A 19361-nucleotide genomic window follows, 5' to 3' on the forward strand; every position below is an offset into this window, starting at 1 on the left:
CCGCCGCCGGCTACAACTTCCGCCGCCTCATCCGCTGGCTCAGTCTTTTGCTGTGCCTGATGCTGGCTGCCTTCAGCACTCAGCTTCGCCTCGTATCAACGTGAAATCGCAATAGTTCACGGTCGACAAAATAGTTCTGATTGATTTGTGCTAGATCTTCCAGCTTCGCACCAGCCTGCTATCCTCTGCTAAGGAAGGTTTGAGTCGCTTTCGTACCGCGTTCCGACTTGCAATGCAGCCAAGGGGGACGGGCTCATGTATCTTCCGCTCGACGATCACGCCAAGCGCCGGCTTACCGAGCGTGGCGATATTGCTGCGGCGATCGATATTCTCATGGCGGAAGGCTATGCGGCCGACGAGCTGCTCGGTGAGATGACCAAGCTTTTCTATGTCGACCTCGACGCCTTCAACGACGTGCTGAGACGCGAGCAGAAACTGCAGTTGCAGAAGCTGCAATTTTAATAAGATTGCGCGACGGCCCCTCACTTTATCGCAGCGATTTCCCACCATGGTCCCGCCCGTCCAACGGAGGCCGGCGTGACCAAGATAATTGCTTCAACCCCGCTCTATTCGGGCTTCCGCTTGCATCCGGGCGCTCCTTACCCGACGAGCCGTTCGCTGGAGGCGCGGCCAGGCGCTCGTGCGGCCTCTTCTTCCGTGGATTCGGCGGCCGAGCCTGTACGGCCTGTCGATCTGACCCCAGTGGCCGTGGAGCAAGCAATCGGTCATGCGCGCGTCGAGGAGTGGGCGGCGCGTGTTAGCGCCGGCGGCCCGACCTCGCTGCTTGTCGCCCGGCCCGCACTCGACGGCGCCACGCCGCAGTATCCCTCCGCGGTGGAGGCCTACCGCGAGATAGCTAAGCTGATTGAAGAGCTCTGAGGCGCTCCTCTCGGGCGCCGGGCTTCATCCACAGCCTCGGTCGGCATTTCGCCGCAATTCATGCTAGAAGGCGTTGCAGGACTCGCCGGGCCGCGCTGCGGAACGGAGTTTGAGGAGAGGGAAAATCTGATGAAGAAAACGATACTCGTGGCGCTCGCCGCCACGATGGCGCTGGGTGCGTGCACGACCGACCCTTATACGGGCGAGCAGAAGGTTTCCAATACGGTCGGCGGCGCAACGCTCGGCGCACTGGCAGGTGCGGGCGTCGGCTTGCTCGCCGGCGGCGACGATCGCCGCAATGCGCTGATCGGCGCCGGCATCGGAGCGCTCGCCGGCGGCGTTGTCGGCAACGTGATGGACCAGAACGAGGCGGAACTGCGCCGCCAGCTCCAGGGCACCGGCGTCTCTGTCACGCGCGTCGGCGACCGCATCGTCTTGAACATGCCGTCCGACATCACCTTCAACACCGACCAGGATGCCGTGAAGGCGCAGTTCTATCCGGTGCTCAACTCTGTTGCGCTTGTGCTCAAGAAGTTCAACCGCACCCTGGTCGATGTTTACGGCCACACCGATTCGACCGGTAGCGCGCAGCACAATTACGACCTTTCGCAGCGCCGCGCGCTGTCGGTCGCGAACTACCTGTCGGGTCAGGGCGTCGATTCGCGCCGCTTCGCCGTCACCGGATTCGGCGCGACCCGTCCGGTCGCCGACAACGGCACGCCGGCGGGCCGCGCACAGAACCGCCGTGTCGAGATCCAGCTCTCGCCGTTGACGTGAAGAGAAGCGAGTAGCGAATAGGGAATAGCGAATAGAAAAGACTTGAACCGACGGGCGTTGCAGTCGACGCTACTCGCTACTCGCTACTCGCTACTCGCTACTCGCTACTCGCTACTCGCTACTCGCTACTCGCTACTCGCTACTCGCTACTCGCTACTCGCTACTCGCTACTCGCTACTCGCTACTCGCTACTCGCTAAATCTCCCGCGCAATCCTGGCCGCGAGCCGCGCATTGTTCTCGACCAGTGCGATGTTGGTCGTGAGGCTCGCGCCTTGGGTGAGCTCGAGGATTTTGGCAAGCAGATACGGCGTCACCGACTTGCCGGCGATGCCGTCCTTTTCGGCGGCCTGCTGGGCGGCCGCGATGTGCACAGCCATCTTGTTGAAGGCAATCTCATGCTCGGCCGCTACGGGATTGGCGACCAGCATACCGCCGGCGAGGCCGAGCGCGCGACGCGTTTCGAAGAACCGGGCTATAGCCGCCGGTTCGTCGAGCCTGAGCGGCGCCTTGTAGGGTGAAGTGCGCGACCAGAAGGCCGGCATCACATCCGATCGATAGGCGACCACCGGGACGCCGCGTGTTTCCAGCACCTCCAGCGTCTTCTCTATATCGAGGATCGCTTTCGCGCCGGCCGAAACGACGATCAGCTGTGTCTGCGCCAGCTCGTCAAGGTCAGCGGATATGTCAAAACTCTTCTCCGCGCCCTTGTGCACACCGCCGATGCCGCCCGTCGCGAACACACGGATGCCGGCAAGCGCCGCCGCGATCATGGTGGCTGCCACCGTGGTCCCGCCGGTTCGCCCTTCGGCGATGGCGAAGGCGAGATCGGCGCGCGACAGTTTCATTGCGGCAGTGACCTTGGCGAGCTGGTTGCGCTGTTCATCGGAAAGCCCGACCTTAAGCCGACCGTCGATGACCGCAATCGTTGCAGGAACCGCGCCTTCCTCGGTGATGATCCGCTCGACGGCCGCCGCCATTTCAGCATTCTGCGGGTAGGGCATGCCATGCGTGATGATCGTGCTTTCCAGCGCAACGACTGGGCGGTTCTCGGCAAGTGCCGCCGCAACCGGCGCTGCGATGTCGAGGAGGGGGAGGGTATCAGGGGGCATGATGGACTCCGGATTAACTCAAACAAATTGGGACTCTGATCCGTCTGAGGGCGGTGCTCTACGTTGCCCCCCCCTGTCCTGCCAGACATGTCCCCCGCAATGGGACGCAATGGGGGAGATCGGACGGCCGCTTTGGTTCGCTAATCGCCAGCGTAGGAGATTGGCGAAACCCTCGATGACAGCCAATCTCCCCCCTTGTGGGGGAGATGTCCGGCAGGACAGAGGGGGGCGCGCAGGGCGCAACGCCAGCAGAACCGTCATGCCACCGTCGTCGCCTCCGGCACAAGGGCAAGCACCTCCTCAAGGGCAGCGTCCGATATTCTCGCCACGGCCAACGGGCTGCCGATAGTGAGCACGGCCGCCGCTATCCCTTCGCGCAGCGCCTCGCGCAGTGGCTTTCCTTGTATCATGGCCGCCACTGTGACGCCGGCGAGCGCGTCGCCCGCGCCGGTTGCATCGGCCATGGATGCAAGTCTGGGCGGGACGATCTGAAAGATCCCGGTGGTGTCGAAGCCGATCACGGCCGAGCTGCCCGAGGTGATTACGCCCGAGCCTAGTCCCATACCAGCGAGCCGTTCCGCCAGGGCTGCCGGCTCTGCCTCGTGCGGCGTTGCGGCCAGGCTTGCCGCCTCACGCGTGTTCATGAACAGGCAGGCGACCGTGTCGAGGGCGCCCCAGAGCCGCACGACCTTCGCCGGCGAGATCGCGATTGCGAAGAGCGGCTTGCCCGCGGCAAGCGCCGCCAGCCGGCCGAGCGCTTCGGCGGGCAGATTGGCGTCGGTGAGGATCGCATCGGCGGCCGCAACTTCGTCGCGCACCTTGCTGCGGCGCAACTGCTTGGGGAAGGCGAACTCGTAGAGCTCCATATCGGCGAGCCCCGCAATCACCTCGCCGTCGCGGTCGATGAGCGCCGTGTAGCTCGGCGTCGCCCGATCGAGGAAAACGGCGGAAAGATCGCGGATCTTCGCCTGGTCGATCGCGCGGGCGACGTTCTCGCCGGCCGAATCAGCGCCGCGCAGCGAAATCAGCGAGGCCTCCACGCCGCGCTGCACCGCATTGCGCAGGGCATTGAAGACGCCACCGCCGACATCCTCCGACATCCTGCCTGGATTGGAGGCGCCCGGCACGAAGATGCCGGACACCTGGCCGCGCCGGTCGACATGGGCGCCCCCGACGGCAAGCAGTTTCAGTCGTGTCACTGTATCAAGGCTCCGGGCGGGGATGGTCGGCGTCCAATGATAGATAGCGCATGATGCTGAGGAGTTGCAGACACTTCGGGCAAGATCACGCGGGAAAACAAAGAGATAGAGCGGGTCGGCGACACCATGGTCGCAACCGGGCTGACACTTGCGCACCGCGCCCCTTCGCTAACCCTCACGGTTGCTCGATGCATCGGCGGCACTGACAAGCTGGCATCCGGACCCTATATTTTCAAGTGAGGCGTGGAGGCTGGCAAGCATGGAGGCTGCCATGTCACCTTTCGACAAGGGCGTCCTTGCCGCCCAGACCGGCATGAGCCGCGACGACAATCCCTATCAGCGTGGAACCCAGGCCTATAGCGACTGGAACGCTGGATATGATTCTGCCGTCGATGCGCGCGAAGCGACCAAGCTGGACGGCGAATAGTTTTTCGAATTGGACTGTCCTCGAATCGGGACAAAAATAGAACAGGCCTGAATTACGTTGTGATAACAGGCTGTTAGAGTCTCTTGCAATTGCGGAACAAAACGTGTACGAATTTCGCACACCACCGGATTGACCGGCTCCATTGACGAACGAGGGGTGCTATATCATGGCTCAGAATGTTTTGCGGCTTGTAGAGGAAAAGACGGTGGACAAATCGAAGGCGCTGGATGCCGCCCTTTCGCAGATCGAGCGTGCTTTCGGCAAAGGCTCGATCATGCGGCTCGGCAAGAACGAGCAAGTGGTCGAGATCGAGACGGTCTCGACCGGCTCGCTGGCGCTCGACATTGCGCTCGGTGTCGGCGGCCTGCCAAAGGGGCGCATCATCGAGATCTACGGGCCGGAAAGCTCGGGCAAGACGACGCTAGCGCTGCACACAGTCGCCGAGGCGCAGAAGAAGGGCGGCATTTGCGCCTTCGTCGACGCCGAGCATGCGCTCGATCCCGTCTATGCGAGGAAGCTCGGGGTCGATCTCGAGAACCTGCTGATATCGCAGCCCGACACCGGCGAGCAGGCTTTGGAGATTTGCGACACGCTGGTTCGTTCGGGCGCGATCGACGTGCTTGTGGTGGATTCGGTCGCCGCGCTCACGCCGCGCGCCGAGATCGAGGGCGAGATGGGCGAGTCGCTGCCCGGCCTGCAGGCGCGCCTGATGAGCCAGGCGCTGCGCAAGTTGACCGCATCGATCTCGCGCTCCAACACCATGGTGATCTTCATCAACCAGATCCGTATGAAGATCGGCGTCATGTATGGGTCGCCCGAGACGACCACCGGCGGTAACGCGCTGAAGTTCTACGCCTCGGTTCGCCTCGACATCCGCCGCATAGGCTCGGTGAAGGACCGCGACGAGGTGATCGGCAACCAGACCCGCGTGAAGGTGGTCAAGAACAAGCTGGCGCCGCCCTTCAAGGTAGTTGAATTCGACATCATGTATGGCGAAGGCGTTTCCAAGACAGGTGAACTGATCGACCTCGGCGTCAAGGCGGGCGTGGTGGAAAAATCCGGCGCCTGGTTCTCCTATAATTCGCAGCGCCTTGGCCAGGGCCGCGAGAACGCCAAGACCTTTCTGCGCGACAATCCCGAACTCGCCAGGGAGATCGAGACAGCGCTTCGCCAGAATGCCGGCCTCATCGCCGAGCGCTTCCTGGAGAATGGCGGTCCCGGCGAGGACGACGCCGCAGAAATGTGAGCCGCTTTCCGCCTCTGCGCGGTATTGCGTTCGGAGGAAGGATCGACCGCCGGCCCTGGTGCCGGCGGTTTTGTTTTCAGGGGCAATGCCGGTAATTTAATTGCCGCTGATCGCTTGCGGCCTTGCGCAGGGGCAGTTTGCGTTTTTCCATCTGCGCAAGCGCTCGCGCCACGGCCCTTCTGCGAAACGATATCAAACCCAGGCGAACTTCGAAATCACGACATTGGGCTGAGGCCGAAGCCCTGCATCAGCCGAGCGGTGGTGAAGTCCGGCCTGCCCGAGGTGAAGATGACGGGATCGGCGCCATGGCAGGCGTTCGGCGTGTTGGCCCCGCTGACCTTGACGAGAGACAGCGCCCGCCGCGCGATCGCCTCGGCCGGATCGATCCAGTCGACCGGCCAGGGCGCGGTCTTGCGCATACGGTTCACCAGGAACGGATAGTGAGTGCAGGCGAGCACGACGATGTCGGTTCGCCGCCCGTCCTGATCGACGAAGCACGGCGCGATCTCGCCACGCACAGCCTCCTCGTCTACGAAGCCTTCGCGCACATAGGTCTCGGCCAGCCCCGCAAGGGTGACGCTGCCGACGAGCCGGACATGGCACCTTGACGCCCATTGCGTGATCAGGTCGCGCGTATATTGGCGCTTCACCGTGCCCGGGGTCGCCAGAACGGAGACCAGCCCCGAGCGCGTACGTTCCGCTGCGGGCTTGATGGCAGGCACTGTGCCGACAAACGGGTGGCCGGGGAAGCGTTCCCTTAATGCCTCGATCACCAGCGTCGAGGCCGTGTTGCAGGCTATGACGGAGATCTCCGGTCTGAACCTGTCGAGCAGCCGGCCGAAAAGATCAAGGATATGCGCCCTGAGCGCCGGCTCCTCCCAATTGCCATAGGGAAAGGCAGCGTCGTCAGCAACATAGACGAATCGCCGATCGGGCATCAGCACGCGCGCTTCGCGCAGCACCGTCAGCCCGCCGATCCCGGAATCGAACATCAGGATCGGCTGCTGCTCTGCATCACTCTCCGTCATTGCGCCTCCTCGGTTGCGGCTCGTTGAGCGCGCTGGATTTCAGTTTTCATGAGAAACACTTCGGTTTCGTCAACATCCCGATCAGGATGTGACCGCCAGGGATGCCGGCTGATTCCGGCCAGATGAAGTCCGAACTTCGCGGAGACGATGGTACGGAGCGTGGTGGGGACGGGGCTTACGGCCTCAGTCACTGCGGTGCGGATGTCGCGAGGTGCGCGGCGCCGCGGTCGTGCCGATATCTTCACTTTTTCCGTGCGCTTCGGCATCCGCCTCGCTTTTTCGCGTCGGATAGCCGCTGCCGCGCGGCTCCTTCGGCGAAAAATAGTCGAGCGAGGCGAGCACGCCGCGCAGCACCTTGATCTCGGCCTCGCTGAAGCCGGGTCTGGTCAATACTGAACGTAGATTGTCGACCATTTTCGGCTTCTTGGCGGCCGGACGGAAATAGCCCCTGACCGAGAGAGCTTCCTCGAGATGGTCGAGGAAGCTGGTGAGATGCTTTTTCTCGGCAGGCACGATCTCGGGCCCTCTGAAGGCCGTGTCGGTTTCCGATCCGAGGCCCGACTTCATCCACTCATAGGCCATCAGCAGCACTGCTTGGGCAATGTTCAGCGAGGCGAACTTCGGGTTGACCGGGAAGGTGACGATCTCATCGGCGCGCGCAATCTCCTCATTATAGAGGCCGAAACGCTCGCGCCCGAACATGATGCCCGTTCGCTCACCCGCCGCGCCGCGCGACCTCAATGCCCGCACCGCCTCGACTGGTCCTCGCACCGGCTTGAAGCCGTCACGCTCGCGCGCGGTTGTCGCGAAGATGAAATTCAGGTCCCCGATCGCCGCCTCGAGGTCGGCAAAGACAGCCGTTCGATCGATGACGTGATCGGCCTTGCTTGCCGCCGCGCGGGCCTTTTCGCTCGGCCAGCCGTCGCGCGGATTGACGAGCCGGAGTTCCTCGAGGCCGAAATTGGCCATGGCGCGCGCCACCATGCCGATATTCTCGCCGAGCTGCGGCTCGACGAGGATGATGACGGGCCTGGCGCCCGGTTGCTGTTCGGTTCGTTCCATCTGCCCCAAGATAGTGCGAATTGCGATGTCGCACGTCCCTGCCATAGAGCCGGAACGAATGAAAGGCGGATACCAGACGAACCGAAGTCAACGAGCTGGCCATCGGTAGCCGGGCGGCGCGGCTCTCCTCGGCATCGTGCCCGACGACTTGCAGCGGCGAGACTCGCCGGGTTTTCGAGCGGAACGAGCCTGGCTTCCTCCGCGAGGTGGATAATTCGTGGCAGGCTTACGGCTGTCCCTGGCCGCCGCCCGATCCGTAAATGTTCCCGGTAGCGAAGCTCGCGTCGGCAGCGGCAAGCTGAACGTAAATGGAGGCGAGCTCCGCAGGTTGCCCTGGCCGCCCCAGAGCCGTTTTCTCGCCGAACTTCTCGTATTTCTCTTCAGGCGCGCCCCCGCTGATTTGCAAGGGCGTCCAGATTGGGCCCGGCGCCACACCGTTGACACGGATACCCTTCGGCCCGAGTTGTTTGGCCAGAGATTTGACGTAGTTCATCGTGGCGGCCTTCGTTTGGGCGTAGTCATAAAGATCAGGCGAGGGATCATAGGCCTGTTCGGATGTCGTGCCGATGATGCAGGAACCAGGCTTGAGGTGCGGCAGCGCGGCCTTGATGATCCAAAACGGTGCGTAGATGTTGGTCTTCATGGTCGCGTCGAAATCTTCCGTGGTGATATCGGCGATGGAAGGCTTCGACTGCTGCCGGCCGGCATTGCACACGACGATGTCGAGGCCTCCGAGCCCCTGCACGGCATCTGCTACCAGCTTCTCGCAAAACGCCTCATCGCGCAGATCACCCGGGATGGGAATGCCTGTCCGGCCGGCCTCACGTATGAGCGCGATCACCTCGCTCGCGTCCGGCTCCTCCGAGGGAAAGTAGTTGATAGCAACGTCCGCGCCTTCGCGCGCATACGCGATGGCGGCTGCTCGGCCCATCCCAGAATCGCCGCCGGTAACCAGCGCCTTCCGGCCGGCCAGGCGGCCAAAGCCGCGATAGCTGGTCTCCCCGTGGTCCGGTCTCGGGTCCATGTCGCGGGCCAGGCCTGGCCAGGGCTGAGTTTGCGCCTTGAACGGCGGTTTCGGATATTTTGAACGCGGGTCGTCCATGGCACGCTCGCTGTTTTGAGTTGGATTTGATTGCGCCTGAGCAAAGCTGCCACTGGCAGCGCTGGCAGCCATTCCGATTCCTGCTGCGCCGATGATCTTTCTGCGGGACAATTCGAAACGACCGCTATTGCTCATGTCCTTGCTCCTGAGCAGGGGGTTGTCGCGCCCGAACAGCGAAGGTCGGCTTTGGTTCCAGCGTTCGATGGGCTGGAGATGGGGCGATGAGTTTCCGGGTCAGCCCCCCGCTCAACGGAGCTGGGACGATGATCGGCCGCCACTTGTGGAGGCGCGGACGCCAGCTCGGTTCACCCTCGCGGCTCAAAGCGGCGCGGCAAAACAGTCAACCGTGCGTCAGGAATTCCGTGATCTCGGCAGCCATTTCGGCCGGCTTTTCATGGAGCAGCCAGTGCCCGCAGCCCGCCAGCCTCCGGATCGTCAGATCCGAGCTGAAGCCTTCAAGCCCGGCCAGGCACGCGGGTAGCAGAGCTTTGTCCTCCTCACCCCACAAGACGAGGTGCGGGCAGGGGACCTTGAGGGCTTCGGCCGGCAGATCGAGGATCGGCGCATTGGCGATCGCCTCTCCGGGGCGTGGCACGGCAAGCGGCGACGCGCGATACCAGTTGAGCATCGCTTCAATGGCACCGGGCCTTTCCCATGCTTCTCGATAGGCCGATCGCTGCGCGTTTCTCATCCAGCCCGTGTCGGAGAATTCGGAGACGAGCTCGAAGAGCAGCCTGAAGCCGTCGGACGAGAGCCGGCTCCCGGCGTCCAGCGTCCTGAGCCGGTTGATATACTGGCTCGCCAGACGCTGCTCGGCATTGTGAAGGATCGCTTGTTGAAACGGGACGGGGTGGACGCCGTTGGCGACGACGAGATGCGTCAGCCGTTCAGGGTGCTCGAAGCAATAAGCGTAGGCGACTGATGCGCCCCAGTCGTGGCCTGCCAGCACGAAGGGGCGGTCCGGGGAGAGGTGGTCGGCAAGCGCCGCCAGGTCGCCCACCAGCTTTCCCACCCGGTAAGCGTCCACGTCTTCGGGTTTCGATGAAAGGTTGTAGCCGCGCTGGTCAGGTGCGACGAGGTGGTATGATGAAGCGAGCGCCAGCATCACTGCCGACCATGCCGCCCAGTATTCCGGGAAGCCATGCAGACAGATCACGAGCGGATGCTCGGGGCTGCCGCAGGACGCGTAGTTGATCTCGATCTCGCCTGTTTCAAATGTCGCAAAACGCATGGCCGAACAGACTTTCCGTGCTGCAAACCGCCGCCACGCAGGTGTTCTGGGGCTGTGCGACAAGAACGCTCGAATACCCGCTTAGTGTCCCGATTCTGACGGCGTGAATATGGCCACGGGCGGCGTTTGCGCGCCCCGACATGCTTTGATAAGAGGAGCCCGAATCCCTTAGCGCCGCTCGGCGCTCCCCCCATTAGCGAGGCATCTCCCATGGCGAAGATCAAGGTGGAAAATCCCGTTGTCGAGCTCGACGGCGACGAGATGACCCGCATCATCTGGCAGCTCATCAAGGACAAGCTGATCCATCCCTATCTCGATGTCGATCTTCGCTATTTCGACCTCGGCATGGAGCATCGCGACGCCACCGACGATCAGGTGACGATCGATGCGGCAAATGCCATCAAGGAGGTCGGCGTCGGCGTGAAATGCGCGACGATCACACCTGACGAAGCGCGCGTGAAAGAGTTCGGCCTGAAGAAGATGTGGAAGTCGCCGAACGGCACCATCCGCAACATCCTGGGTGGTGTGATCTTCCGCGAGCCGATCATCTGCAAGAACGTGCCCCGGCTGGTTCCCGGCTGGACCAAGCCGATCATCGTCGGCCGCCATGCCTTTGGCGACCAGTATCGCGCGACCGACTTCAAGTTCCCCGGCAAAGGCAAGCTGTCGATCAAGTTCGTCGGCGAGGACGGCCAGACCATCGAACACGACGTGTTCGATGCGCCGGGCAGCGGCGTGGCGCTCGCCATGTACAACCTCGACGAATCGATCCGCGATTTCGCCCACGCTTCGTTCAACTACGCGCTCGACCGCGGCGTGCCTTGTTACCTCTCGACCAAGAACACCATCCTGAAAGCCTATGACGGCCGCTTCAAGGACATCTTCCAGGAGGTCTTCGACAAGGAATTCGCTGACAAGTTCAAGGAGAAGAAGCTCTGGTACGAGCACCGGCTGATCGACGACATGGTGGCTTCCGCACTGAAGTGGTCGGGCGGCTATGTCTGGGCCTGCAAGAACTATGACGGCGACGTGCAGTCGGACATCGTCGCGCAGGGCTTCGGCTCGCTCGGCCTGATGACCTCCGTGCTGCTGACGCCGGACGGCAGGACGGTCGAGGCCGAGGCCGCGCACGGTACGGTCACGCGCCACTATCGCCAGCACCAGAAGGGCGAGGAGACCTCGACAAACTCGATCGCCTCGATCTTCGCCTGGACCCGCGGCCTCGCCCACCGCGCCAAGCTCGACGACAACGCCGCTCTGAAGAAGTTCGCCGATACGCTGGAGAAGGTCTGCGTGCAGACAGTCGAGAGCGGTTTTATGACGAAGGACCTCGCTTTGCTGATCGGTCCCGACCAGCCCTGGCTGTCGACCACCGGCTTCCTCGACAAGATTGACGAGAACCTGCAGAAGGCGATGGGGTGACGCAACAGCGCAGATGTCGCCTCCCTCTGATCGCGACGTACTGACGATAAAGCGCATCGTGCGGGTCAATCATGCCGGCGAGTTCGGCGCGATCCGCATCTATTCGGCCCAGATTTTGGTGGCCAGATGGCTGTGCCCGGACACTGTGCCCAAGCTGAGCGAGATGCTTGGGCACGAGCGGGAGCACTGCAAACTTTTCTTCGCCGCGATGCCGGCGCGCGGCTCCCGGCCGTGTCACGTCATGCAGTTCTGGAGCTGGGGCGGCTGGCTGCTTGGATTCCTTACTGCGCTGATGGGGCGGCAAGGCGTGTGGGCGTGCACGGCTGCGGTTGAACAGACTGTCCATCATCATCTGGACGACCAGATGTTCTTCCTGAACGTGCGGGATCCGGACCTTCACAGCTTGATCGAAAGCATCCGCGCAGAGGAACTCGCCCATCTGCAACATGCCGAGCAGCATTTGGCAAAAGGCAGCAGGGTCCACGGCTTTTTGCGTGCGATGATAGGCGTCGCTACCGGGGTGCTGATCTGGCTCTCCACATGGGGAGATTCATCGAGAATGGCGCGCGCCTTAAGGCAGGCCAGGTTGAGCGCATGAGTCAGGCGGACCTCTCCAAGCCGATACTCTACGGAGCGGACTACAGCGTTTACGTGCGTATCGCCCGGCTCGTGCTGGTCGAGAAGCAGGTCGACTACGAGCTGGTTCCGGTGGACGTTTTCGCCGAGGGCGGGCCGCCTGCGCAGTATCTGGAGCGGCAGCCATTCGGTCGCATTCCGGCTTTCGAGCATGATGGCTTCCGCATCTATGAGACGGCGGCCATCACCCGGTATGTCGACGAGGCCTTTCCTGGGCCAACCTTGCAGCCGGCGGAGCCATGCCCGCGCGCTCTGATGAATCAGATCCTCGGCATTGTCGATTCATATGCCTATCGAACCCTGGTCTGGGATCTCTATGTCGAGACCGTCTCCAAGCCGAGGGACGGCGGCAAGACTGACGAGGCGCGAGTAGCTCGCGCCTTGCCGGTGGCCGAGACCTGCCTTGCTGAATTGGCGCGGTTGAAACGACATGGCGAGTGGCTGCTCGGCGATGCGGTCACTCTTGCCGACCTGTACTTGGCGCCGGTCTTCGGCTATTTCGAAAAGGCTGCGATGGCCGCCCCGATGCTGGCGCGCCACCCGGCTCTTGCTGCGTGGTGGGAACGCGTCAAAGGGCGGGAAAGTATCCGCACAACCGAGCCCACCATCTGACCGTCCGCAGCTACCCTATTTGCGACGGGTCCTCGTCATCGTCGCGCTGTCGCATGCCAGCCAGGTTGTCGTCCTGCCCAGCGGCCCGCTGGCGCGCGACGTCCTCGATGGCGTTGCCGATCTCGGGCTTCTGTTCCATCAGGTTGTGCAAATCGGCACTATCCAGCACGAGCAGCTTTGTCCTGGTGACGGCGCGCACGGTCGCGGAGCGTTTCGTTCGCTTCAACAACGCCATCTCGCCGAAGAAATGGCCTTCCCCAAGCTGAACCGGCTGGTGGGGAATCTCGACGGTGACCGCGCCGGACGCGATGAAGTACATGCTTTGTGCCAGATCACCCTTGCGCACGATCACTTCGCCGGCCTCGACCGACATCGAATTCAGATTGCGCATGATCTCCAGGATCTCGGCGGCGGATAGCGTGTTGAACAGCGGAACGCGCGCCACCATGCTCCAGGTGACGACGAAGTCTCGGCGCTGGATGACCTGGGCGAACGAGCTTGCGAGGATGCCGATCGGCAAGGAGAGCATGAACAGGCCGAGCACGGCCGTCACCGATGCGATCACCTTGCCTGCCACTGTGATCGGCACCACGTCGCCATAGCCCACGGTCGCTAGTGTGATCACCGCCCAGTAGAGCGCCTCGGGGATTGTGCCGAACTTGTCCGGCTGCGCGTCGCGTTCGGCCCAGTGCATGAAGTCCGCCCCGATCAGCGCAACTCCGACAAGAAACATCAGGCAGGTGAGGAGCGACTTCCGTTCGCTGTGTATTGCCTCGACCAGCGAACGCATCCCGGGCGAATAGCGCGTGAGCTTGAGGAAGCGCAGCAGGCGCAACGTGAGCAGCACACGCACATCGATGGCGCCAAGCCAGGCAAGGTAGAACGGCGCGATCGCCAAAAGGTCTATCAGGGCGCCGGGCGTGACCACATATTTGAGACGCGCATGCCAGGGCGTCAGATCGCGGTAGGGTGGGTCCTCTACCGCGCTCCAGACGCGCAACACATATTCGAGCGTGAAACAGAACACCACCACGATCTCGGTCGCTAGGAACGGCCACCGCAAATCGGCTGCGATCTCGGGCACGGATTGCAGCACCGCCGCCGCGACGGTGATCAGAATCAGCGCGATGATCGCCTTCTGCAGCGCCAGGCCGAGCGGCCGGGTCGTCCCATTGTCGAATAGATTGTAGGTTGCCTGCCGCGCTGTCCGCGACAGGAGAAGCTTCAGCAGGCTGGCGGGCTTGGCGCGCCGGCGCGATTTCTTATCGGGCGCGGCGTCGTCCATGGTTCGGTTCCCGTCAGGCCTCCGTGAGCGCCGCCTTCACCGCGGCGATCGCGTCGGCAGCCTTGGCCCCGTCGGGGCCTCCGGCCTGAGCCATATCCGGCCGGCCGCCGCCGCCTTGGCCGCCAAGGGCGGCAGAGGCCTTGCGCACGAGCTCGACGGCACTGAAACGCTGGGTGAGGTCGTCGGTGACGCCGACCACGACGCTCGCCTTGCCATCCTCGCCGGATCCGATGAAGACGACGACGCCTGAGCCTAGGCTCTTCTTGCCTTCGTCGGCAAGGGGCTTCAGGTCCTTCGGCGACACCCCGCTCACTGTTCGACCGATGAAGCCGACGCCGGCCACCGTCTCGGAGCCGTTGCCGGCAGCAGCCGCAGAGCCTCCGCCGAGTGCCAGCTTCTTCCTGGCTTCGGAAAGCTCGCGCTCGAGCTTGCGACGCTCCTCGACCAAGGCTTCGACCCGCGCCGGCGCGTCTGCAGGCGATACTTTCAGGGCGGCTGCCACGGCCTTCAGGCGCCTGTCTTGCTCGTCGAGATATAGACGCGCGTCCTCGCCGGTGAGCGCCTCGATACGGCGCACGCCGGCCGCGACCGCACCTTCGGAGACAAGCCGAACCAGCCCGATATCGCCCGTGGCCCGGACATGCGTGCCGCCGCAAAGCTCGACCGAATAGGGCTTGCCGCTCTTGTCGCCGTGAAGAGCGGTTCCCATCGAAACGACACGAACCTCGTCGCCATACTTCTCGCCGAACAGCGCCATAGCTCCCTCGGCAATCGCATCGTCGACCGACATCAGGCGGGTCGTTACCGGTGCGTTCTGCACCACGATCTCGTTGGCGTAGCGTTCAATCCTCTCCAGTTCCTCGGTCGAGATCGGCTTGGGGTGCGAGAAGTCGAACCGCAGCCGCTCCGGTGCGACGAGCGAGCCCTTCTGTGCGACATGGCTGCCGAGCACCTCACGCAGCGCCTCATGGATGAGATGCGTGGCAGAATGGTTCGAGCGCAGCCGCGTGCGGCGTCCATGCGCGACCTTGAGCTCCACCGGCACGCCGTGCTTCAGCGTACCCTTCGTCAGTTTGCCGAAATGCACGAAGAGCCCGTCCGCCTTCTTCTGCGTGTCGGTGACCGAAAAGGAAAACCCGTCGCCAGAAATGATGCCCGTGTCGCCCATCTGGCCGCCGGACTCGCCATAGAACGGCGTCTGGTTGACGATCACCGCAAGCTCGTGGCCCTCTTGCGCTTCACCTTCCTGCCGACCGTCCTTGACCAGCGCCAGCACGACGCCTTCCGCCTGCTCGGTGTCGTAGCCGAGGAACTCGGTTGCACCGGCGCTGTCGCGGATCGCGAACCAGACGGCCTCGGTCGCGGCCTCGCCGGAGCCCGCCCAGCTCGCGCGGGCCTCGGCCTTCTGGCGCTCCATCGCGGCATTGAAGCCTTGCGTGTCGACACTGATACCACGCTGGCGCAGCGCATCCTGCGTGAGGTCGAGCGGGAAGCCATAGGTGTCGTAGAGCTTGAAGGCTGTTTCGCCGTCGAGCCGGTCACCGCTGCCGAGCTTGTCGGTCGCCTCGGAAAGCAGGCTGAGGCCGCGCGCCAGCGTCTTGCGGAAGCGGGTTTCCTCGAGCTTCAACGTCTCGGTGATCAGCGCCTCGCCGCGCACCAGCTCGGGGTAGGCCTGGCCCATCTCGCGCAGCAGCGCCGGTACCAGCTTCCACATCAGCGGGTCGGTCGCGCCGAGCAGCTGCGCGTGGCGCATGGCGCGGCGCATGATGCGGCGCAGCACATAGCCGCGGCCCTCGTTCGACGGCAGGACGCCGTCGGCGATCAGAAAACTCGCGGCGCGCAGATGGTCGGCAATGACGCGATGGCTGGGCTTGTTCTTGCCTTCGGCCTTGGTGCCGGTCGCCTCTTCCGACGCGCGGATCAGCGCCTGAAACAAGTCGATGTCATAGTTGTCGTGCACGCCCTGCAGGACCGCGGCGATGCGCTCCAACCCCATGCCGGTGTCGATCGAGGGCCGCGGCAAGGGCACGCGCTCCTCCTTCGTCACCTGTTCGAACTGCATGAAGACCAGGTTCCAGATCTCGATGAAGCGGTCGCCGTCCTCGTCGGCGCTTCCGGGCGGACCGCCGGGAATGCCTTCGCCGTGATCGTAGAAGATCTCGGAGCAAGGCCCGCAGGGGCCGGTATCACCCATGGCCCAGAAATTGTCGCTGGTCGCGATGCGAATGATGCGCTGGTCGGGCAGCCCGGCGATCTTCTTCCAATAGGAAGCGGCATCGTCGTCCGTGTGGTAGACGGTGACCGTCAGCCGATCCTTCGGGAGGCCGAATTCCTTCGTGATCAGGTTCCAGGCAAGCTCGATCGCGCGCTCCTTGAAATAGTCGCCGAACGAGAAGTTGCCGAGCATCTCGAAGAAGGTGTGGTGGCGCGCGGTGTAGCCGACATTGTCGAGGTCGTTGTGCTTGCCGCCGGCGCGCACGCATTTCTGCGACGTGGCCGCGCGCGAATAGGGGCGCGTCTCCAGGCCGGTGAAGACGTTCTTGAACTGCACCATGCCGGCATTGGTGAACATCAACGTCGGGTCGTTGCGCGGCACGAGCGGGCTCGAGGCCACGGCCTCGTGTCCGTTCTTCTTGAAATAGTCGAGAAACGCCGACCGGATTTCGTTTACGCCGCTCATGAACCTGCCTTCGAGAAATGCCGCCACCGGCAAAGGAAATGGCCTTGTAAACGCGCCATTTTAGCCTGTCCAGAATGCCCGGTATACGTCCCGAGCTTATCCTTTGCCGTGCCAGGCTGCTTCGAGCGCGCGGTTGCCGCACATCTGAGGAGGCAAGGTAAGTTGGCCTCGTCCGACTGTCGGCGAGCCCGGCCGTCGGCGGAACCGGCCACAAAAGCCGCGCGTTGTGGCTGGTCACGGTAATAGGAGCAGATCATGCCAGCGGTGTCCAAGGCTCAGCAGAAGGCGGCGGGGGCGGCGCTCGCCGCAAAGCGCGGCGAGATCAAGGAGAGCGAGCTCGTCGGCGCTTCGAAGGAGATGTACGAATCCATGAGCGAGGATCAGCTCGAGGAATTCGCCTCCACCAAGCGCGAGAAGTTGCCTGACAAGAAGTCGAACTGACGCGTCGGGCTCCATATTGGAGCGCCAGCTGGCGGTCGCCAAACCGGCAGTAATGCGGTGGGCGAGGGCGCTCTTCAATGCCGGCGCTGCGGCGCTTTCGACCTCGGCAAGAAACGGAATGCGGGATCCGGCGAGGCTGCCTAGTTTCGGAGCAAACGAAGCAAGGAGTGTCGCCATGACTGCCGAACTGGACCGCATTGGCCCGGACTGGGCCGCCATAACCAGCGAGCTCGACGAATTCGGCGTGGCGACGACGGGCCCGCTGCTGAGCCGGAAGGACTGCCTCGAGCTTCGTTCGCTCTACGACCGCGACGATCGCTTTCGCAGCAGGATCGTCATGCAGCGCCACGGCTTCGGCGCCGGCGAGTACAAATATTTCGCCAATCCGCTGCCGCCGGCCATCGCGAAGCTGCGAACCACCTTTTACCGGCAACTCGCGCCGCTGGCGAACGAGTGGAACCGGCGCATGGGGATCGACCGGCGCTTTCCGGACAGTCTCGAGGCCTTCCTTGCCGAATGTCACGCGGACGGGCAACAGAAGCCGACGCCGCTGCTCCTGAGATACAGGGCCGGCGACTACAACTGCCTGCATCAGGACGTCTATGGGAAGCACCTGTTCCCGGTGCAACTCGTGATCCTGCTGAGCGACCCCGGCAGCGAGTTCGACGGGGGCGAGTTCGTGCTGACCGAGCAGCGGCCGCGCATGCAATCACGAGCGGAGGTCGTGCCGCTCAGGATGGGCCATGGCGCGCTGTTTGCCGTAAATGACCGCCCGAAGGAAGGCACGCGCGGCGACTACCGGGTGAAGATGCGTCACGGAGTGAGCCGCCTTCGCAGCGGCGAACGTTTCACGCTAGGCATCATCTTCCACGACGCGGCGTGAGCAGGGGCGAATATTGCGAAACTGAGCAATCGTGCTGTTCGTCCATTCGGGAGTGATGATGGCGCACTTGCCGGAAGACCCGCGGAGGTTCGACTGAAGGCGTGGCAGGACGTCTGAGAAAAGGGCGACGCCAGCAGATTGGCTTTGCGAATAGCTGAACTTATTGACAGGCGGCTGCCGATCCTCTAGAGCCACCCCCGACGCCGGGCCGAGAGGTCCGGTGTTTGTTTTGACGTGTCCCGTGGGTTTTCCGCAATGCGTGCGTGGGAAACCCTGTCAGGCCTCGAAAACGGGGGCCAGAGGAGGGCGCGTTTCCTCTCCCGGAGCTTCAAGTTCCGGGAATAACTTTTTGAAAGGGAAATGCGATGAGCAAGCGCGAATCCGCGAAATACAAACTCGACCGCCGTCTTGGCGAAAACGTCTGGGGCCGCCCGAAGTCTCCGGTCAATCGGCGCGAATACGGCCCCGGCCAGCACGGCCAGCGCCGCAAGGGCAAGCTGTCCGACTTCGGCCTGCAGCTCCGCGCCAAGCAGAAGCTGAAGGGCCATTACGGCGACATTTCCGAAAAGCAGTTCCGCAAGACGTACGAGGAGGCCAACCGCCGCCGCGGTGACACTTCCGAGAACCTGATCGGTCTCCTGGAATCGCGCCTGGACGCGGTCGTCTATCGCGCCAAGTTTGTGCCGACGATCTTTGCCGCGCGCCAGTTCGTCAACCATGGCCACATCAACGTCAACGGCAAGCGGGTCAATATCGGCTCCTACCGCTGCAAGGCAGGCGACGTGATCGAGGTGCGCGAGAAGTCGAAGCAGCTCGTTTCCGTGCTGGAAGCTGTGCAACTCGCCGAGCGCGACGTGCCGGACTATATCGAGGTCGACCACAACAAGATGGTCGCCACCTTCGCCCGCATCCCCGGCCTCGCTGACGTGCCGTTCGCGGTGCAGATGGAACCGAACCTTGTGGTCGAATTTTATTCTCGCTAATTCGATTGCGACTCGATCTCAAAAGGCCGCGCCAGTTGCGCGGCCTTTTCTTTTGTGTGCTAGGAACTAATACCAACAGAATAGACCTTGATCGTTGGCGCTGCCCCTCATCCGGCTGCCGCCACCTTCTCCCTGTAAACGGGGAGAAGACGGCCGACCGCGATGACGGCGCCTCTTCTGCTACCTTGGCGATTGGCGAAACCAAAGCGGCAGTCGTCCCTCTCCCCGTTTACGGGGAGAGATCCTATGGGGGCGACGACGAGAGGGGCTACCATCGTTTTGCCAAAACAAGCGATGGAGCGTCCCATGAAGCGGAACGATTTGAGCCGATCTCTCGTCGTCTTCGAGCAGCATAGCA

General features: G+C 63.1%; 19 protein-coding genes. 11 read left to right on the top strand and 8 right to left on the bottom strand.

Annotated elements, in window-relative coordinates:
* Positions 1 to 255: 255 nt before the first annotated feature.
* From SAZ10_RS32980 to SAZ10_RS32990, 3 genes are all read left to right on the top strand, one after another.
* Complete coding sequence (locus SAZ10_RS32980) at positions 256 to 462, top strand: hypothetical protein (protein WP_318613793.1); 207 nt, start codon at positions 256 to 258, stop codon at positions 460 to 462.
* 75 nt (positions 463 to 537) lie between these two features.
* Complete coding sequence (locus SAZ10_RS32985; protein WP_318613794.1) at positions 538 to 879, top strand: hypothetical protein; 342 nt, start codon at positions 538 to 540, stop codon at positions 877 to 879.
* A gap of 129 nt (positions 880 to 1008) precedes the next feature.
* Positions 1009 to 1656, top strand: a complete 648-nt coding sequence (locus SAZ10_RS32990) for an OmpA family protein (protein WP_318613795.1) — start codon at positions 1009 to 1011, stop codon at positions 1654 to 1656.
* Between the two features lie 195 nt (positions 1657 to 1851).
* On the opposite strand, the gene SAZ10_RS32995 is transcribed toward SAZ10_RS32990, so the two are convergent.
* A complete protein-coding gene (locus tag SAZ10_RS32995; protein WP_318613796.1) occupies positions 1852 to 2766 on the bottom strand; it encodes a pseudouridine-5'-phosphate glycosidase in 915 nt (304 codons plus the stop codon).
* Between the two features lie 257 nt (positions 2767 to 3023).
* Complete coding sequence (locus SAZ10_RS33000; protein ID WP_318613797.1) at positions 3024 to 3965, bottom strand: carbohydrate kinase family protein; 942 nt, start codon at positions 3963 to 3965, stop codon at positions 3024 to 3026.
* A gap of 271 nt (positions 3966 to 4236) precedes the next feature.
* Between SAZ10_RS33000 and SAZ10_RS33005 the strand changes: the two genes are divergently transcribed.
* Together SAZ10_RS33005 and recA are read left to right on the top strand one after the other, a co-directional pair.
* The gene (locus SAZ10_RS33005) at positions 4237 to 4392 is read left to right on the top strand and encodes a ribosome modulation factor (RefSeq protein ID WP_318613798.1); all 156 of its coding nucleotides are present in this window, start codon (positions 4237 to 4239) and stop codon (positions 4390 to 4392) included.
* Positions 4393 to 4558: 166 nt separating this feature from the next.
* Positions 4559 to 5638 carry a recombinase RecA gene (recA, locus tag SAZ10_RS33010; RefSeq protein WP_318613799.1) on the top strand — a complete coding sequence of 360 codons (1080 nt, stop codon included), beginning with the start codon at positions 4559 to 4561 and terminating at the stop codon, positions 5636 to 5638.
* Positions 5639 to 5853: 215 nt separating this feature from the next.
* Here the strand turns inward: recA and murI are convergent, their stop codons facing one another.
* From murI to SAZ10_RS33030, 4 genes are all read right to left on the bottom strand, one after another.
* Positions 5854 to 6666, bottom strand: a complete 813-nt coding sequence (gene murI / locus SAZ10_RS33015; RefSeq protein WP_318613800.1) for a glutamate racemase — start codon at positions 6664 to 6666, stop codon at positions 5854 to 5856.
* A gap of 183 nt (positions 6667 to 6849) precedes the next feature.
* A complete protein-coding gene (locus tag SAZ10_RS33020; RefSeq protein ID WP_318613801.1) occupies positions 6850 to 7728 on the bottom strand; it encodes an RNA methyltransferase in 879 nt (292 codons plus the stop codon).
* A 226-nt stretch (positions 7729 to 7954) separates the two neighbouring features.
* The gene (locus SAZ10_RS33025; RefSeq protein ID WP_412535345.1) at positions 7955 to 8830 is read right to left on the bottom strand and encodes an SDR family oxidoreductase; all 876 of its coding nucleotides are present in this window, start codon (positions 8828 to 8830) and stop codon (positions 7955 to 7957) included.
* Between the two features lie 340 nt (positions 8831 to 9170).
* Complete coding sequence (locus SAZ10_RS33030; protein ID WP_318613803.1) at positions 9171 to 10061, bottom strand: alpha/beta hydrolase; 891 nt, start codon at positions 10059 to 10061, stop codon at positions 9171 to 9173.
* 210 nt (positions 10062 to 10271) lie between these two features.
* Here SAZ10_RS33030 and SAZ10_RS33035 point away from each other — a divergent pair, with 210 nt between their 5' ends.
* From SAZ10_RS33035 to SAZ10_RS33045, 3 genes are read left to right on the top strand one after another with little or no spacing between them, the layout of a single operon-like run.
* A complete protein-coding gene (locus SAZ10_RS33035) occupies positions 10272 to 11483 on the top strand; it encodes an NADP-dependent isocitrate dehydrogenase (RefSeq protein WP_318613804.1) in 1212 nt (403 codons plus the stop codon).
* A 13-nt stretch (positions 11484 to 11496) separates the two neighbouring features.
* Complete coding sequence (locus SAZ10_RS33040; RefSeq protein ID WP_318613805.1) at positions 11497 to 12081, top strand: demethoxyubiquinone hydroxylase family protein; 585 nt, start codon at positions 11497 to 11499, stop codon at positions 12079 to 12081.
* Positions 12078 to 12731 carry a glutathione S-transferase family protein gene (locus tag SAZ10_RS33045; RefSeq protein WP_318613806.1) on the top strand — a complete coding sequence of 218 codons (654 nt, stop codon included), beginning with the start codon at positions 12078 to 12080 and terminating at the stop codon, positions 12729 to 12731. Before SAZ10_RS33040 ends, SAZ10_RS33045 begins: the two co-directional genes overlap by 4 nt.
* A gap of 10 nt (positions 12732 to 12741) precedes the next feature.
* Here SAZ10_RS33045 and SAZ10_RS33050 read toward each other — a convergent pair whose 3' ends face one another.
* Both SAZ10_RS33050 and alaS read right to left on the bottom strand, forming a co-directional pair.
* Positions 12742 to 14016, bottom strand: coding sequence for a cyclic nucleotide-gated ion channel (locus SAZ10_RS33050; RefSeq protein WP_318613807.1), 1275 nt, complete (start codon positions 14014 to 14016; stop codon positions 12742 to 12744).
* Between the two features lie 13 nt (positions 14017 to 14029).
* Positions 14030 to 16696, bottom strand: a complete 2667-nt coding sequence (gene alaS, locus SAZ10_RS33055; RefSeq protein ID WP_318613808.1) for an alanine--tRNA ligase — start codon at positions 16694 to 16696, stop codon at positions 14030 to 14032.
* Between the two features lie 255 nt (positions 16697 to 16951).
* On the opposite strand from alaS, the gene SAZ10_RS33060 reads away from it, so the two are divergent.
* The 3 genes from SAZ10_RS33060 to rpsD all read left to right on the top strand — a co-directional run bounded on the left by SAZ10_RS33060 (position 16952) and on the right by rpsD (position 19003).
* A complete protein-coding gene (locus SAZ10_RS33060) occupies positions 16952 to 17137 on the top strand; it encodes a DUF3008 family protein (protein WP_318613809.1) in 186 nt (61 codons plus the stop codon).
* Between the two features lie 175 nt (positions 17138 to 17312).
* A complete protein-coding gene (locus SAZ10_RS33065) occupies positions 17313 to 18020 on the top strand; it encodes a 2OG-Fe(II) oxygenase (protein ID WP_318613810.1) in 708 nt (235 codons plus the stop codon).
* A 365-nt stretch (positions 18021 to 18385) separates the two neighbouring features.
* On the top strand, positions 18386 to 19003 hold the full coding sequence (gene rpsD / locus SAZ10_RS33070) for a 30S ribosomal protein S4 (protein ID WP_318613811.1): 618 nt from the start codon (positions 18386 to 18388) through the stop codon (positions 19001 to 19003).
* The last annotated feature ends 358 nt before the right edge of the window (positions 19004 to 19361 follow it).

Source organism: Mesorhizobium sp. BAC0120 (genome assembly GCF_033542235.1).
Lineage (GTDB): Bacteria > Pseudomonadota > Alphaproteobacteria > Rhizobiales > Rhizobiaceae > JAWRCU01.

Coding starts and splice junctions, on each gene's coding strand:
- SAZ10_RS33030 (WP_318613803.1), bottom strand. CDS start 10,061: ATGCGTTTTGCGACATTTGAAACAGGCGAGATCGAGATCAACTACGCG.
- SAZ10_RS33035 (WP_318613804.1), top strand. CDS start 10,272: ATGGCGAAGATCAAGGTGGAAAATCCCGTTGTCGAGCTCGACGGCGAC.
- SAZ10_RS33065 (WP_318613810.1), top strand. CDS start 17,313: ATGACTGCCGAACTGGACCGCATTGGCCCGGACTGGGCCGCCATAACC.
- SAZ10_RS32990 (WP_318613795.1), top strand. CDS start 1,009: ATGAAGAAAACGATACTCGTGGCGCTCGCCGCCACGATGGCGCTGGGT.
- SAZ10_RS33005 (WP_318613798.1), top strand. CDS start 4,237: ATGTCACCTTTCGACAAGGGCGTCCTTGCCGCCCAGACCGGCATGAGC.
- SAZ10_RS32980 (WP_318613793.1), top strand. CDS start 256: ATGTATCTTCCGCTCGACGATCACGCCAAGCGCCGGCTTACCGAGCGT.
- rpsD (WP_318613811.1), top strand. CDS start 18,386: ATGAGCAAGCGCGAATCCGCGAAATACAAACTCGACCGCCGTCTTGGC.
- SAZ10_RS33060 (WP_318613809.1), top strand. CDS start 16,952: ATGCCAGCGGTGTCCAAGGCTCAGCAGAAGGCGGCGGGGGCGGCGCTC.
- SAZ10_RS33045 (WP_318613806.1), top strand. CDS start 12,078: ATGAGTCAGGCGGACCTCTCCAAGCCGATACTCTACGGAGCGGACTAC.
- SAZ10_RS32995 (WP_318613796.1), bottom strand. CDS start 2,766: ATGCCCCCTGATACCCTCCCCCTCCTCGACATCGCAGCGCCGGTTGCG.
- SAZ10_RS33025 (WP_412535345.1), bottom strand. CDS start 8,830: ATGGACGACCCGCGTTCAAAATATCCGAAACCGCCGTTCAAGGCGCAA.
- SAZ10_RS33020 (WP_318613801.1), bottom strand. CDS start 7,728: ATGGAACGAACCGAACAGCAACCGGGCGCCAGGCCCGTCATCATCCTC.
- alaS (WP_318613808.1), bottom strand. CDS start 16,696: ATGAGCGGCGTAAACGAAATCCGGTCGGCGTTTCTCGACTATTTCAAG.
- recA (WP_318613799.1), top strand. CDS start 4,559: ATGGCTCAGAATGTTTTGCGGCTTGTAGAGGAAAAGACGGTGGACAAA.
- murI (WP_318613800.1), bottom strand. CDS start 6,666: ATGACGGAGAGTGATGCAGAGCAGCAGCCGATCCTGATGTTCGATTCC.
- SAZ10_RS33040 (WP_318613805.1), top strand. CDS start 11,497: ATGTCGCCTCCCTCTGATCGCGACGTACTGACGATAAAGCGCATCGTG.
- SAZ10_RS33050 (WP_318613807.1), bottom strand. CDS start 14,016: ATGGACGACGCCGCGCCCGATAAGAAATCGCGCCGGCGCGCCAAGCCC.